Here is a 13722-nt window from a genome sequence, read left to right as displayed (position 1 = left end):
CGCTGCGGCGCGGGCGGACCCCCCGGCCGGGGCGCCGTCGGTCACCGCCGGTTCTTCCCCTTCGCGGCGCGGCCCATGGCCCGCTCGATCTCGCGCTGCGCGTCCCGCTTGGCCAGCGCCTGGCGCTTGTCGTGCACCTTGCGCCCCTTCGCCAGCGCCAGCTCGACCTTCGCCTTGCCGTCCCGGAAGTACAGCGACAACGGCACCAGGCTGTAGCCGGACTCCTTCGTCTTGCCGATCAGCTTCTCGATCTCTTGCCGGTGCAACAGCAGCTTGCGCTTGCGCCGGGGTTCGTGGTTGGTCCACGTCCCGTGGCTGTACTCCGGGATGTGCACGTTGTGCAGGTAGATCTCCCCACCGCTGACGGTGGCGAACGAGTCGGCCAGCGACGCCTTGCCCGCGCGCAGGCTCTTGACCTCGGTCCCGGCGAGCACGAGACCGGCCTCGTAGGTGTCGATGATCGAGTAGTCGTGCCGCGCACGACGGTTCGACACGATCACCTTGTGACCGACTTCCTTGGCCATGCTCCGACTCTATCCCGTCCGGTCCCCCACGACGCCACCCGCACCGGGCGCGACACGCCGGCTCACCCACCGAAGGCGGCCGCAAGCGTGTTCGACATGAACTCGACGGGAGCGAGGTGCGTGCGCCGGTCGGCGGGACAGCGCGCGGACCCGGTATCCCTCGGACACCAGCTGCTCGACGAGCGGCCGACCGACGTTCCCCGTCGCACCGGTCACCAGAACGGTCATGACTCCTCCTGTCGTCTGCGGACGATGCACGGGGCGGACGCTAGCCACCTTCGCGGCCGATCACTGACCGCGAACCGTGCGAGACTCCGGGTGTGTTGGAGACCTCCGCGCGGTTGCTCCGCGTGTTGACGCTGTTGCAGACACGTCGGGAGTGGTCCGGGCCCGAACTGGCCGGAGAACTCGGCGTGAGCCCCAGGACCGTCCGCCGGGACGTGGACCGGCTCCGCGCACTCGGCTACCCGATCAACGCGGTCGGCGGGGGCGGCGGTGGCTACCGGCTCGGAGCCGGCGCCTCCCTGCCACCGCTGCTGCTCGACGACGAGGAGGCCGTCGCGGTGGCCGTCGGACTGCGCACCGCCGCGGCGGGCACCGTCACCGGGATCGCGGAGACCTCCGTCCGCGCCCTCGCCAAGCTCGACCACGTCCTGCCTGCGTCCCTCCGACACCGCGTCGCCACGCTGAGCTCGGCACTGGTGACCACGCCGTTACCGGGTGCGACCGTGGACCCCGCCACGCTCACCGCGATCGCCACCGCGGTCCGGGAGCACCACCGCCTGCGCTTCGACCACGTCGCCCGGGACGGGACGACCTCCCGCCGCGACGTCGAGCCGTACCGGCTGGTGCACAGCGGACGGCGGTGGTACCTGGTCGGCTGGGACACCGACCGTCAGGACTGGCGCACGTTCCGGGTGGACCGGCTCTCCCCCCGCACCCCCACGGGACCGCGGTTCGTCCCCCGTCCCCTGCCCGACGACGACGTGGGGCGGTACTTCGTCCACAGCATGACCGTCGACCGGTTCCACCACCGCGCCGTGCTGGTGATGCGGGCGTCCGCGGCGGAGGTGGCCGACGAGGTCCCGCCCACCATCGGGCTCGTCGAACCGATCGACGAGAGCTCGTGCCTGGTGCGGATCGGCTCCGACAGTCTCGACCAGCTCGCGGTCTGGGTCGCCGCGTTCGGATTCGAGTTCGAGATCGTCGAGCCGCCCGAACTGGTGGAGCACCTGGGCGCCCTGACCGCACGGCTGAAGCGGGCCGCACGGGCGAGCGCGGGAGGGAACCCGGGGCGGCGGGGGTGACGCGGGACGGGCTGTCCGCGGACGGTCCCGCCGACAGCCTCCGCCACCCGACACCCGCCCCGGGCGCGACGCGTCAGTGCCGCACGTAGAGGCGCAGGGTGATGTACCCGGTCACCGCGGAGATGACGATCGAGGTGGCCAACAGCACCGGGGCGACGTGGATGCCGATGTCGAACAGTCCGATCGACGGGATCGCGCCCACCTGCTCCACCAGCCGGTCGAGCACCGTGTACTTCAGGCCGACCAGGCCCCCGATCGCCAGGAACGCACCCAACACCCCGGCGACCACCGCCTCCAGCAGGAACGGTAACTGCGTGTACCAGCGGGTCGCGCCCACCAGGCGCATGATGCCCACCTCGGTGCGCCGGGTGAACGCCGAGACCTGGATGGTGTTGGCGATCAGCAGCACGGCGGCCGTCGCGGCGATCAGGGCGACGAGGAAGGTGCCGTTGCGGCCCTCGTTGAGCAGGCCGAGGAACCGTTCGAGGAACTTGTTCTGATCGTTGATCTTGGAGATGGCCTCGTCACCGCTGTACTCCTGCACGATCACGTCACTGCGCTGCGGATCGAACAGTTTGACGTGCAACGACGCGGGCAACGAGTCCGGCCGGGCCAGCTCCATCATGTCCGGCTCGCTCTTGAAGATCTCCTGGAAGCGCGCGTAGGCCTCGGAGCGGTTCTCGTAGGAGACCGACTCGACCGCCGGGTCGGTCTCCAACGACTGCCGCAGCGACGAGCACGCCGACGTCGTGCAGTCCTCGTCGTTCGCGCTGATGTCGTCGTTGAGGTAGACGGTGACCTCGACGTCGTCGAGGTAGTTCGCCTGCATCTTGTCGATGGTGCGGACGAACAGGAGGCCACCACCGAACATCCCGAGCGAAATGGCGGTGGTGAGGATCATCGCGACGGTCATCGTGACGTTGCGGCGGAGACCGGTCACGACCTCGCTGAAGACGAAGCTGGCGCGCATCTCAGGGACGTTTCCTTGGGTTCGGGTGGCCGGGGCGGGCGGTGCTGGCGGAACGGACGGTGCTGTCGGGGCTGAGGGCGGGGTGTCGGACGTCGACGGGGGTCAGCGTCCGACGCCGTAGACGCCTCTCTTGTCGTCGCGGATCACGCGGCCGTCATCCAGTTCGACGACCCTACGCCGCATCGAGTCCACGATCGAGTGGTCGTGGGTCGCCATCAGCACGGTGGTTCCGGTGCGGTTGATGCGTTCCAACAGGAGCATGATGTCCTGACTGGTCTCCGGGTCCAGATTCCCGGTGGGCTCGTCGGCGAGCAGCACCAGGGGCCGGTTGACGAACGCCCGCGCGATCGCCACCCGCTGCTGTTCCCCGCCGGAGAGCTCGTGCGGCATCCGGTCGGACTTGCCGTCCAGGCCGACCAGTTCCAGGACCTCGGGCACGACCTTGTCGATCGTGCGCTTGGGCTTGCCGATGACCTCGAGCGCGAACGCGACGTTCTCGGCGACCGTCTTGTTCGTGAGCAGCCGGAAGTCCTGGAAGACACAACCGATCGTCTGGCGCAGCCGGGGGATCTTGCGCCGGGGCATCTTGGCGACGTCGAAGTTCGACACCGACACCCGACCCTTGCTGGGCACGTCCTCCCGCAGCAACAACCGCAGGAATGTGGACTTGCCCGAGCCGGAGGGGCCGATGACGAAGACGAACTCGCCCTTGTCCACGTCGACGGTGATGTCCTCCAGAGCGGGACGCGTCGAGGTCTTGTAGACCTTGGAGACGTTCTCGAGCCGGATCACGGTCGGCCATCCTACAGTCGGCCGACGTGAAACCTCGGTTGCCTCCGCACCCGGCTCCGCACACCGGGTGCGGCCGGCCTCCCACCCCGGGTCACGACGTCCGGCGGGCCCGGGACAGCGTCCGCCGAGCGGCTCAGCCGGCAGCCGCCGAGCGGCTCAGCTCGCCTCCGCCTGCTGCTTGCGCCACCGGATACCCGCGTCGAGGAAACGGTCGATCTCGCCCTCCAGCACCGCCGTCGGGTTGCCCGTCTCGTACTCGGTGCGCAGGTCCTTCACCAGCTGGTACGGGTGCAGCACGTAGGAACGCATCTGGTTGCCCCAGCTCGACCCGCTGTCGCGCAGGGCGTCCAGCTCGGCGCGCTCCTCCTCCTTCTTGCGCTGGAGCAGCTTGGCCTGCAGCACGGACATCGCCACGGCCTTGTTCTGCAGCTGGGACTTCTCGTTCTGACAGGACACCACGACACCGGTCGGCAGGTGGGTGATGCGCACGGCCGAGTCCGTGGTGTTCACGCTCTGCCCACCGGGGCCCGAGGAGCGGTAGACGTCGACCCGGATGTCCTTCTCGGGGATCTCGACGTGGTCCACCTCGGCGACCTCGGGAAGCACCTCGACGTGCGCGAACGACGTCTGCCGCCGGTTCTGGTTGTCGAACGGCGAGATCCGCACCAGCCGGTGGGTGCCCTGCTCCACCGAGAGCGTGCCGTAGGCGTAGGACGCCTCGACCTTGAAGGTCGCCGACCGGATGCCGGCCTCCTCGGCGTAGGAGATGTCGTAGATCCGGGTCGGGTAGTTGTGCCGCTCCGCCCAGCGCAGGTACATCCGCAGCAGCATCTCCGCCCAGTCCGCGGCGTCCACGCCCCCGGCCTCCGAACGGATGGTCACCACGGCGTTGCGCTCGTCGTACTCACCGGACAACAGCGTGCGGACCTCGAGTGCGTCGATCTCCCTGGTCAGCTCCGCCAGTTCGGTGTCGGCCTCCGCGCGGCTCGCGGCGTCGCCCTCGGCCACCGCGAGCTCGTGGAGCACACTCAGGTCGTTCACCCGCTGGCGCAGGTCGGTGACCTTCCGGAGCGCGCCCTGCTGGTGCGACAGCCTGCTGGTGACCTTCTGCGCGGCGTCGGGATCGTTCCAGAGGTCCGGGCGCGCGGCCTCCTGCTCGAGCTCGGCGACCTCCTTGCGCAGCGCGTCCAGATCCATGACGGCCTCGACCTGGGAGAGCTTGCCGCCCAGGTCCTTGATCGCAGTTTCGAAGTCGACACTCACAACTGACAAGGTTACGGCAAAACACGCGACCACTCGTCGGCGGCCGCGCCGGGGAGCGGGTGGGCCCCTCCGCCGGGGGTGGCCGGACCCGGGTGCGGGGTCAGCTCGACGAGATCGAATCGACGAGCTTGAGCGCGGCACGGGCGTAGGCCTGGCCGAACTCCGCGACGGCCTTCTCGACCGGGTCGCCGGCGGCCTTGACCGCGGCCTTGGCCTCGTCCAACTCGATCTTGTAGGTCTCGCGGGCCGCCTCGAAGAGGTTCGCGCGCTGCTTCGGCGTCAGGACGCCCGCGTTGACCACCCGCAGGATGAGCGGGCTGCGAAGATGATCGGCACCGGAGTCGGCGGTGACCCACGCCTTGAAGGCGCGCTTGCCCGCGGCGGTGAGGATGTACTGCTGACTGGAGCGCGGCCCCTGCTTGCCCAGCCGGAGGTAACCCTCCTTGTGCAGGGCGGGGAGCTCCCGGTACACCTGACTCCGCGTGACCCTGAAGAACGTGCCGAACCGTTCCTCAGCCGCCGCGACGAGTTCCCCGCCGGTGGCGGGACCGTCGTGGAGCAGACCAAGCAGTGCTGCGGCAGTCGCGTTCAGATCGGACACGCTCCTCACCGTGCCACGGATCCGATGTTCTGTCCACTGTGGCCCGGCAAAGGGGTCCACAATGGAACAGGTGGTTCACCTGGCGCACCCGGTCCGCCACGTCCCGTACCGGACACACAAGTAGGGCCCGAGCACATGGCTCGGGCCCTACTTCATCTGGTAGCGGGGACAGGATTCGAACCTGCGACCTCTGGGTTATGAGCCCAGCGAGCTACCGAACTGCTCCACCCCGCGTCGGTGTGTTTTCCACTCTACCTCACCGTCCGGGCGACCCTTTCAGGGGGTCCCTTTCCGGTGGGGCCCCGGCGGGAGGCGTTCACTCCTCCGTGCCGGTGAGTCCTACTCTACGCCACGCCCTCCGACCGGCGCAAAGCGGGGGTCCTCAAGGGCGAATCACCAGGTCACCCCCGGTGTCCCGACGCCGGGGCGTCGGGACACCGGGGGCACCGGGGCGAACTCAGCCGCCCGAGTTCTGCGCCTGCTCGTACCGCCGCGCGGCCTCGTCGAGCTCCTGCAGCGCCTCACCCTGGGCGTTGAAGTCCCCGTTCTGCTGCGCCTGCCGCAACTTCTCCAGCGCCGCCTGGATGTCGGCGACCGCCTGGGCCGCCTCCGGGCTCTGGCTCTGCCCGTCCTGCGGCGGCTGCTGCCCCTGTTCGGGCGGCTGCTCACCGTCCTCCGGGGGTGCCTGCTGCTGCTCGTCCGGCGAGCCCTCGGACCCGTCCCCGGTGTCCTCCGCCGGTCCGGTGGCCGCCTCGCCGGTGCCCTCGCCGAACACCTGGTCCAGCGATTCGCTCAGGGTCGAGGCGACGCCGATGCGTCCGTCGAACGACACCAGCACCCGCGCCAGCTGCGGATAGCTCTGATCCTGGCGCTGCTGGATGTAGACGGGCTCCACGTAGAGGAAGCCGCCCGCGACCGGAAGCGTCAACAGGTTGCCGTAGATGATGTTGACGCTCTCGTTGCCCAGCAGGGTCCGGTCCTGGGTGAACTTCGGGTTGCTCTGGAAGGCGTTCTGGACCTGGATCGGCCCCTCGAGCTGCTGCCCACCGCTGGTCGGCAGCTTCAGTACGGTCATCTCCCCGTAGTTGTCCGGGTGGGACGACACCGTCATCCAGGCCGCCAGGTACTGCCGCTCCAACGGTGTCAACGCGCTGGTGAGCTGGAACTGCGGCCGGTTCTGCCCGGGCGCCTGGGCGTACAGGTAGTACGGCGGCTGGTTGGCCACGTTCCGGGTGGGGTCGGTCCCGCCCTCCTCGGTCGGGTCCTGGGGCACGTTCCAGAACGTCTGCGTGGAGTAGAACTCCTGCGCGTTGCTGACGTGGTACTTCGTCAGCAGCTCACGCTGGACCTTGAAGATGTCGTTCGGGTAGCGGAAGTGCTCCCGCAACTCGTCGCTGATCTCCGAGTGCGGTTGCACCTTCCCGGGGAAGATGTCCATCCACGTGTCGAGCACCGGATCCTGCTGATCCATCTCGTAGAGCTCGACCGTGCCGTCGAAGGCGTCGACGGTGGCCTTCACCGAGTTGCGGATGTAGTTGATCTGGTTGTCCTGCTGCCGGGGGACGCCGGTCAGCGAGTCCTCCGTCGCGTCCCCCAGCGAGGTCCGCTGGGCGTACGGGAAGTTGTTCAGCGTGGTGTAGCCGTCGACGATCCACTTGATCTTCCCGTCGATCACCGCCGGGTACGGGTCCTCGTCCACGGTCAGCCACGGGGCCACCTTCTCGACCCGGTCGGCGGGATCCCGGTTGTACATGATCTTCGCGCCGTCGCTGATCTGTTCGGAGAACAGGATGTTGCGCTCTCCGTACTGGGCCGCGAACACCGCGCGGTTGAACATGTTGTCGATCGGCACCCCGCCGGCACCGTCGTAGAGGTAGGTGCGGTCGTTGGCCGTGTCGTACTCACCCGGCGCCTCGCCCTGGGTCCCGCCGACGATCGCGTAGTCGGTGGCCAGCTGCCCGAAGTAGATCCGGGGCTGATCCACCTGGATGCCGGAGCCGTCCGGATCCTGGGTGTCACTGGTCCGCGCCAGCGGATACCCACCGTCGCTGTTGCCGTCCTCCAGCGCACGGTCGATGGTGTTCGCCGGTGCCGCGACGAAGCCGTTGCCGTGCGTGTACACCAGGTGCCGGTTGACCCAGGTGCGCTGGTTCTCGGCCAGCCCGTCGGTGTTGATCTCCTTGGCGGCGACGACGTAGGCCTGCTTCTCGCCGTCCACCTCGTAACGGTCGATGTCCAGCTTCTCCGGGAACCCGTAGAAGTTCTCCCGGCCGACCCGCTGGGTGAAGGTCGGGCTCAGCACGTTCGGGTCGAGCAGCCGGATGTTCGGGACCGTGCCCGTGTCGTTGCGCACCTCCTCCGAGGTGGGGTCCGAGTTGCCGGTGTAGTTGTTCTTGACGTTCATGACCTCTTCGTCGAGGTTGAACGCGTGCTTGGTGGCCGCCATGTTGTGCTCGATCGAGGCGGCCTCCTTCTCGTTGGCGTTCGGCCGCACCGAGAACTGCTCGAGCACGGCGGGCCAGGCCACGCCCAGCACCAGGCCGGACAGCAGCAACAGCACCAGCCCGATCGCGGGCAGCTGGATGTTGCGCAGGAACGCACCCGCGAAGAACGTGATCGCGATCAGGACCGAGATGATCAGCAGGATCAGCTGCGCCGGCAGCACGGCGTTGAGGTCGGTGTAGGAGGCACCGGTGAACAGGTCGTTACGGTTCGACCACAGCAGCTCGTAGCGGGCGAGGAAGTACTCCGCCGCCTTGAACAGCACGAACACGCCGACGAGCACGAGCAGGTGCACCTTCGCCGGGCCGGAGATCTGCCCCCCGCGACCGGCCAACCGGATACCGCCGAAGAGGTAGTGGGTGGCCGCCGCACCGAGGAACGACACGACCAGGGCGACGAACAGCCACCCGAGCAACCACCCGTAGAACGGCAGGCTGAAGGTGTAGAAGCTCGCGTCCATGTTGAAGACGGGGTCGGTCCAGCCGAACTCGGACCCGTTCATGAACAACTGCACGACCCGCCAGTTGGCCTGGCCGCTCGCGCCCGCGATGAGACCGACGAGCACGGGAATCCCGATGCCGAACAACTTCGCGCGGGCGCTGACCAGGGTCCGGTACCGCGCGAGCGGATCCTCGGTACCGGACACCGGCACGAAGATCGGCCGGGACCGGTAGGCGAGCCACAGGTTCAACCCGAGCAGCCCGCCGACCAGCGCGCCGGTGGTGACGAACAGCGCGATGCGGGTGAACAGGATGGTGCTGAACACCCCGCGTGCGTCGACCTCGCCGAACCACAGCCAGTCGACGTAGGTGTCGAGCAGCCGGGCACCGAGCAGGAGCAGCAGCACGACCGCGGCCGCGACGGCGAGCAGCACGCGGGCGCGCCGGGACAGTTTCGGCAGACTGGCAGGAGGCCGGGTGGCCACTACGCACACTCCCCGTGATCGGACGGATACTGGCGGAACGCCGACGCCCGCAGCATCCCTGCTGACGGCAACGTCCCTGTTCACTCAACTCTACGGTGAGGCGCCCGGGTTCCCGAAGCCCCCCAAATCGGGCGTCCGCACGGGCTGCGCGGCCGCCTGCGAGGATGGTGCCATGAGCGACAGCGAGGAGCGGGCGGGTTCGGCCAGGGTAGCCGCCTCGGCACGCGAGGTCGAGGAGTTCGTGGCCTCGGGGGGCTGGAATCAGCCGACCCGGTTGTTCGCGCTCGTGGCGACCGCCGAGATCCTGCGTCAACAGCCCGAACTCGCCGCGCAGCTCGACCCGGACAGCGAGTTCACCCCGGTCGCCCAGGAGGACCTGCCGGAGGGCGATCTCGCCGAGGCCCTCGGGCGGATCGCCTGGCCGGACCTCGTGCAGGGCTGCGCACTGGCGCAGGAGATCGTCGTGCTGCCGCCGGAGGCGGAGTCCGAACTGCCCGACGTCGGCGGTTCCGGTGCGGCGGGCACGGACGGGCGGGACCCGGACGAGGAGGACCTCGAACGGCTCCGCCGCGCCGCGGCCGATCACCCCAGCAGGACCGAGGCCCGGCTGGTCGCCGCCGTGCTGCGGGACGGCGAGGCGTCCTGCGTGATGCGTCTGCGCGGCGTCCAGCCGCCCGCGCAGGCCCCGTCGGACGGGGCCGACCGTGCGTCGGTGGAGGGCACCGACGAGATCGTCGAGCATCCGGACCTCGCTCCGAACCTGGTGCGGGCCCTGCACGCGACGTTCCAGCCGTGAGCGGCGCGGGTCAGCCCGCGCAGGACTCCACGGGCTGACCGTTCTCCAGCGCCTCGAGAGCGCGGATGGCGTCGTCGAGGGTGGACACGTCGATCAGGCGGAGGTCGTCCGGTGCGGCGGCGACCGCCTCGTCGCAGTTGCCGCTCGGCACGAGGAACGCGGTCGCGCCGGCCTCGCGGGCCGCGACCAGTTTGAACGAGATCCCGCCGATCTCCGAGACGTTGCCCTGCGCATCGATCTCCCCGGTGCCCGCGACCCGGGCGCCCCCGGTGAGATCGTCCCGGGTCAACCGCTCCACGATCGCCAGCGCGAACATCAGGCCCGCCGACGGCCCGCCGACGTCGTTGTCCAGGGCGATGTCGATCTCGAAGGGGACCTCGGCGTGTCCGGTGGGCACGAAGCCGACGAAACCCTGGGGGCGTCCGTCCGGCCGGTTCGCCAGTGTCACGGACTCGGTCCGTTCCCGGCCGCCCTCCCCGGAGAAGGTCAGCGAGACTTGCTGCCCGGGCCGGGTGTCGGACAGGGCCTCGTACACGTCGGCGGTGTCGGAGACCTGCCGCCCGTCGACCGCCAGCAGCCGGTCACCGGGTTCGAGCACGCCGTCCGCGGGACTGCCGTCGGTGATCCGGTCGACCCGGACGTGGACCGGGTGTCCGAGCTCCCGCAGCGCCGCGACCTCCGCGTTGCTCTGCGAGCGCTGGAACTGCTGCAGGTTGCGCTGCCGGACCTCCTCGTCGGTCTGGCCGGGCCGGAAGTAGTTCTCCCGGGGGGCCAGCGCGAACCGACCGCTCACCCACAGCCCGAGCGCCCCGAACAGGGTCACGTCGTCGTTCAGGGAGACGGTGGTCATCCGGAGCTCACCGTCGGAGGAGTAACTGGTCTCCCCGTCCACGGTGACGATCTCCTGTCCGTCCACCGTGCCCAGCGTGTCGTAGGTCGGCCCCGGTCCGAGCGCGACGTAGGGAACCCGCACGAAGGACCCCACCAAGGCGAACACCAGCACCAGCACGCCGCTGAGCACCAACGTCCACCCGCGGCGGGACAACCGCCGGGCGTTGCCCCGGGGACGCTCCCCGTCCCCGGACTCCGGCGCCGTGGGGGGAGGACCGTCGGCGTGCGGGTGACGGGCCGGTGTCTCCCTGTCCGAAGGCTCACTCACGCGACCCAGCGTACGGTGACCGACATCGTGCCCGACGTGGGCGTCACCGCACGCCGTCGGCGAACGCCGCGGCCACGCCGTGGGTGGGTACGCGGCGCCCCGACCAGCGTACGGTGGGGGATATGAGCAATCCACCGTTCGGCTTCGGTCTCCCCGATCCCGACAAAGGCCCCGAGAACGACCCTTCCGGGCAGGGCGGGCAGTCCGGTTCGGGCGCCGACGCCTTCCAGCAACTGGGGCAGATGCTCAGCCAACTCGGGCAGATGCTGAGCCAGACGGGTAGTTCGTCGGGTCCGGTGAACTACGACCTGGCCAAGCAGATCGCCGTGCAGCGCCTCGGCGGCGAGAGCCGGAGCCGGATCGGGTTCACGACCGAGGACCAGTCGGGGGACGCGGCCGTGCGGGACGCGGCGCACCTCGCCGAACTGTGGTTGGACGAGGCGACCATCCTGCCCGCGGGTGCGTCCAGCACGGTGGCGTGGTCGGCGCGGGACTGGATCGACCGGACCCTGCCGACCTGGCAACGGCTGTGCGACCCGGTCGCCAGGCAGGTGTCGAACGCCTGGACCGAGGCGCTGCCGCAGGAGGCCAAGCAGGCGGCGGGGCCGCTGCTGTCGATGGTCGGGCAGATGGGGGGCATGGCGTTCGGCTCGCAGCTCGGCAACGCCCTGGGTGGGCTCGCCTCCGAGGTGCTGACCTCCACCGACATCGGGCTGCCGCTCGGGCCGGAGGCCACCACGGCGCTGGTGCCCGCGAACATCGAGAAGTTCACCGAGGGCCTGGAACGGCCGAACAGCGAGGTGCTGGTGTTCCTCGCCGCGCGGGAGGCCGCGCATCAGCGGTTGTTCGCGCACGTCCCCTGGCTGCGTCAGCGCCTGCTCGCCACGGTGGAGGAGTTCGCGCAGGGCATCTCGGTGGACACCTCGGCCCTGGAGGAACTCGCCGGGAAGATCGACCCGAGCAATCCCGCGGGGATCGAGGAGCTCATGTCGTCCGGCCTGCTGGAACCCCGGACGACCCCCGAGCAGCAGGCCGCGCTCACGCGGCTGGAGACGCTGCTCGCGCTCGTCGAGGGCTGGGTCGACGTCGTGGTCGCGGACGCGATCGGGAACCGCCTCCCCGGTGCGGACGCGCTGCGGGAGACGTTGCGACGCAGGCGCGCGACCGGCGGGCCGGCCGAACAGACCTTCGCCACCCTGGTCGGGCTGGAACTGCGGCCGCGGCGGATGCGGGCCGCCTCGGAGCTGTGGAGCGAGGTCGGCTCCCGCGCGGGCACCGACGCCCGGGACAACCTTTGGTCGCACCCGGACCTCATGCCGACCGGCGACGACCTGGACGACCCGGCCGGGTTCGCGGAACGGCTCCGCACCGGGGGCGCCACCGGCGACGACCTCGACCCGATCGCGGAGCTCGAACGGACCCGCCGCGCGGAACAGGAACAGGCCGAGCGGGACCGGGCCGAGCCCGACCAGGGCGGTCCGGCCGACACCGCGTCCGACGACGACCGGGACCGGCACCGGCGGGAGGGCGACCCCGGCACGGACGGCTGAGACCTCCGCGCGACCGGGTGCGCCGGGGCCGTCCGGTCGTCCTTGCCCGCACGGTGCGGTGCCCGCTCAGTCGTCCGGGGCCGGTGTGCGCGGTCCCTCCGCCGACGACAGCCCCTCCAGAAAACCGATGGCACGTTCGGTCTTCGGATAACGCCGTACCAACGCCCAGAATCGCGCGTTGTGCTCGGCGACCCGGAGATGGGCCAGCTCGTGGACGAGGACGTAGTCCAGTACCCAGGACGGCACGGTGCGCAGCCGCTCGCTGACCCGGATCGTGCGGTCCCGGGGGGTGCACGACGCCCACCGCGTGCGCATGGGGGGCACCCATCGCACGCTGGCCGGCTGCGCGGTGCCGTCCAGGTACCGCCGGGACAGCTCCGTGCACCGGAGAAGCAGCGCCTCGTCGGAGGCGCGGGCCGGTGCGCCCCGTCTGTTCTCGGTGCGCCGGAGCTTGCGCTGCATCTCGGCGATCCAGTGCCGTTCCTCCGACTTGGTCATGGTGGCGGGGATGAGCACCACCAGCGTGTCGCCGTCCCGGTAGGCCGTCACCGTCCTCCGGCGGCGGGGGCTGCGGCGCACCTCCACCTTCTGGTCGGCACCGTCCTGGTCGGCACCGTCCTGGTCGGTGCCGTCCGGGCCGGCACCGTCGGGGTGCGCACCGGGGTCGGCCCTGTCCAGGTCGGCTCGTTTCCGCGCCCCGCGGGAGCCGCCGTCCGGACGCCGGTCCCGGCGGGCCGGCTGACCCGACCGCCGCCGGGTCGACTGTCGTGGGGACTCGTCCCAACTTCCGAGTGAGGGAACCCGTGCATCGGCCACGTCCCCCACGGTAAGGCCGGACTCCGACAACGACGAGGCTGACAACATCACACTCCGGGAGTTGTCCACACCCGCGAGCCTGCTGTGGACAACTCCGGTCACCGCGCGTGCGCCCGCCCCCCGTCGGTCTCACGCTGTGCGCATGACGACCAGCGCAACCGTGCCCGACCCCGCACCACCGAACCTGCCGCTGCCGCGCCGGCCGCGACTGCTGCCCGGGCTGGAGGTGGTGGACCGCCGTGCCGACGAGGTCCAGATCGGTCTCGATCCGGCACGCGCCGTCGTGGTGACCGGCCTCGCACCGGTCCTCGTCGACATCCTGCGCACGCTGGACGGCAGGCGGGGCCTGTCGACCCTGTTCGCCCAGGCGACGGACGCGCACGCGGGCAGGCTGCACGCGGTGCTCGCCGACCTTCTCCGGCGGGGGCTCGTCGAGGACACCGCCCCGACGGGCGGGCACGGCAGGCAGCACGAACCCCGGCCGGGGATGGTGGCCGTCTCCCGAGGGCGGGCCGAC

General features: G+C 70.3%; 11 protein-coding genes, 1 tRNA gene and 2 pseudogenes. 4 read left to right on the top strand and 10 right to left on the bottom strand.

Annotated features, from left to right (window positions below; translation table 11 throughout):
* Positions 1–41: 41 nt before the first annotated feature.
* On the bottom strand, positions 42–524 hold the full coding sequence (gene smpB / locus ACTIR_RS0106625; protein ID WP_007023815.1) for an SsrA-binding protein SmpB: 483 nt from the start codon (positions 522–524) through the stop codon (positions 42–44).
* Between the two features lie 93 nt (positions 525–617).
* Positions 618–752, bottom strand: a pseudogene (locus ACTIR_RS27805) (NAD(P)H-binding protein); the annotation flags it as partial.
* 92 nt (positions 753–844) lie between these two features.
* Here ACTIR_RS27805 and ACTIR_RS0106620 point away from each other — a divergent pair.
* Complete coding sequence (locus ACTIR_RS0106620; RefSeq protein ID WP_026453670.1) at positions 845–1831, top strand: helix-turn-helix transcriptional regulator; 987 nt, start codon at positions 845–847, stop codon at positions 1829–1831.
* 73 nt (positions 1832–1904) lie between these two features.
* Here the strand turns inward: ACTIR_RS0106620 and ftsX are convergent, their stop codons facing one another.
* The 6 genes from ftsX to ACTIR_RS0106590 all read right to left on the bottom strand — a co-directional run bounded on the left by ftsX (position 1905) and on the right by ACTIR_RS0106590 (position 8884).
* Positions 1905–2801 carry a permease-like cell division protein FtsX gene (gene ftsX, locus ACTIR_RS0106615; RefSeq protein ID WP_026453669.1) on the bottom strand — a complete coding sequence of 299 codons (897 nt, stop codon included), beginning with the start codon at positions 2799–2801 and terminating at the stop codon, positions 1905–1907.
* A 102-nt stretch (positions 2802–2903) separates the two neighbouring features.
* The gene (gene ftsE, locus ACTIR_RS0106610; RefSeq protein WP_007023811.1) at positions 2904–3593 is read right to left on the bottom strand and encodes a cell division ATP-binding protein FtsE; all 690 of its coding nucleotides are present in this window, start codon (positions 3591–3593) and stop codon (positions 2904–2906) included.
* A 156-nt stretch (positions 3594–3749) separates the two neighbouring features.
* A complete protein-coding gene (gene prfB, locus ACTIR_RS0106605) occupies positions 3750–4856 on the bottom strand; it encodes a peptide chain release factor 2 (RefSeq protein ID WP_026453668.1) in 1107 nt (368 codons plus the stop codon).
* A gap of 100 nt (positions 4857–4956) precedes the next feature.
* Complete coding sequence (locus ACTIR_RS0106600) at positions 4957–5457, bottom strand: PadR family transcriptional regulator (protein WP_026453667.1); 501 nt, start codon at positions 5455–5457, stop codon at positions 4957–4959.
* A 157-nt stretch (positions 5458–5614) separates the two neighbouring features.
* Positions 5615–5691 (bottom strand) — tRNA-Met (locus tag ACTIR_RS0106595).
* Between the two features lie 223 nt (positions 5692–5914).
* On the bottom strand, positions 5915–8884 hold the full coding sequence (locus ACTIR_RS0106590) for a UPF0182 family protein (protein ID WP_026453666.1): 2970 nt from the start codon (positions 8882–8884) through the stop codon (positions 5915–5917).
* 172 nt (positions 8885–9056) lie between these two features.
* Between ACTIR_RS0106590 and ACTIR_RS0106585 the strand changes: the two genes are divergently transcribed.
* On the top strand, positions 9057–9680 hold the full coding sequence (locus ACTIR_RS0106585) for a PPA1309 family protein (RefSeq protein ID WP_026453665.1): 624 nt from the start codon (positions 9057–9059) through the stop codon (positions 9678–9680).
* A gap of 10 nt (positions 9681–9690) precedes the next feature.
* Here ACTIR_RS0106585 and ACTIR_RS0106580 read toward each other — a convergent pair whose 3' ends face one another.
* Positions 9691–10839 carry a YlbL family protein gene (locus ACTIR_RS0106580; protein WP_324607090.1) on the bottom strand — a complete coding sequence of 383 codons (1149 nt, stop codon included), beginning with the start codon at positions 10837–10839 and terminating at the stop codon, positions 9691–9693.
* Between the two features lie 122 nt (positions 10840–10961).
* Here ACTIR_RS0106580 and ACTIR_RS0106575 point away from each other — a divergent pair, with 122 nt between their 5' ends.
* Complete coding sequence (locus tag ACTIR_RS0106575) at positions 10962–12389, top strand: zinc-dependent metalloprotease (protein ID WP_026453663.1); 1428 nt, start codon at positions 10962–10964, stop codon at positions 12387–12389.
* A gap of 66 nt (positions 12390–12455) precedes the next feature.
* On the opposite strand, the gene ACTIR_RS0106570 is transcribed toward ACTIR_RS0106575, so the two are convergent.
* Positions 12456–12974, bottom strand: coding sequence for a M48 metallopeptidase family protein (locus tag ACTIR_RS0106570; protein ID WP_026453662.1), 519 nt, complete (start codon positions 12972–12974; stop codon positions 12456–12458).
* Positions 12975–13347: 373 nt separating this feature from the next.
* Here ACTIR_RS0106570 and ACTIR_RS26365 point away from each other — a divergent pair.
* Positions 13348–13722 (top strand): annotated as a pseudogene (locus ACTIR_RS26365) (hypothetical protein); the annotation flags it as partial.

The organism is Saccharomonospora iraqiensis subsp. iraqiensis (genome assembly GCF_000430445.1).
GTDB classification, from domain to species: domain Bacteria; phylum Actinomycetota; class Actinomycetes; order Mycobacteriales; family Pseudonocardiaceae; genus Saccharomonospora; species Saccharomonospora iraqiensis.
Note: the sequence above shows the minus strand (reverse complement) of the source record. Positions and strands in the feature narration are given on the sequence as shown.

Excerpts from the sequence above, each read along its gene's own strand:
- smpB (WP_007023815.1), bottom strand. The coding sequence starts at position 524 with ATGGCCAAGGAAGTCGGTCACAAGGTGATCGTGTCGAACCGTCGTGCG.
- ACTIR_RS0106585 (WP_026453665.1), top strand. The coding sequence starts at position 9,057 with ATGAGCGACAGCGAGGAGCGGGCGGGTTCGGCCAGGGTAGCCGCCTCG.
- ACTIR_RS0106575 (WP_026453663.1), top strand. The coding sequence starts at position 10,962 with ATGAGCAATCCACCGTTCGGCTTCGGTCTCCCCGATCCCGACAAAGGC.
- ftsX (WP_026453669.1), bottom strand. The coding sequence starts at position 2,801 with ATGCGCGCCAGCTTCGTCTTCAGCGAGGTCGTGACCGGTCTCCGCCGC.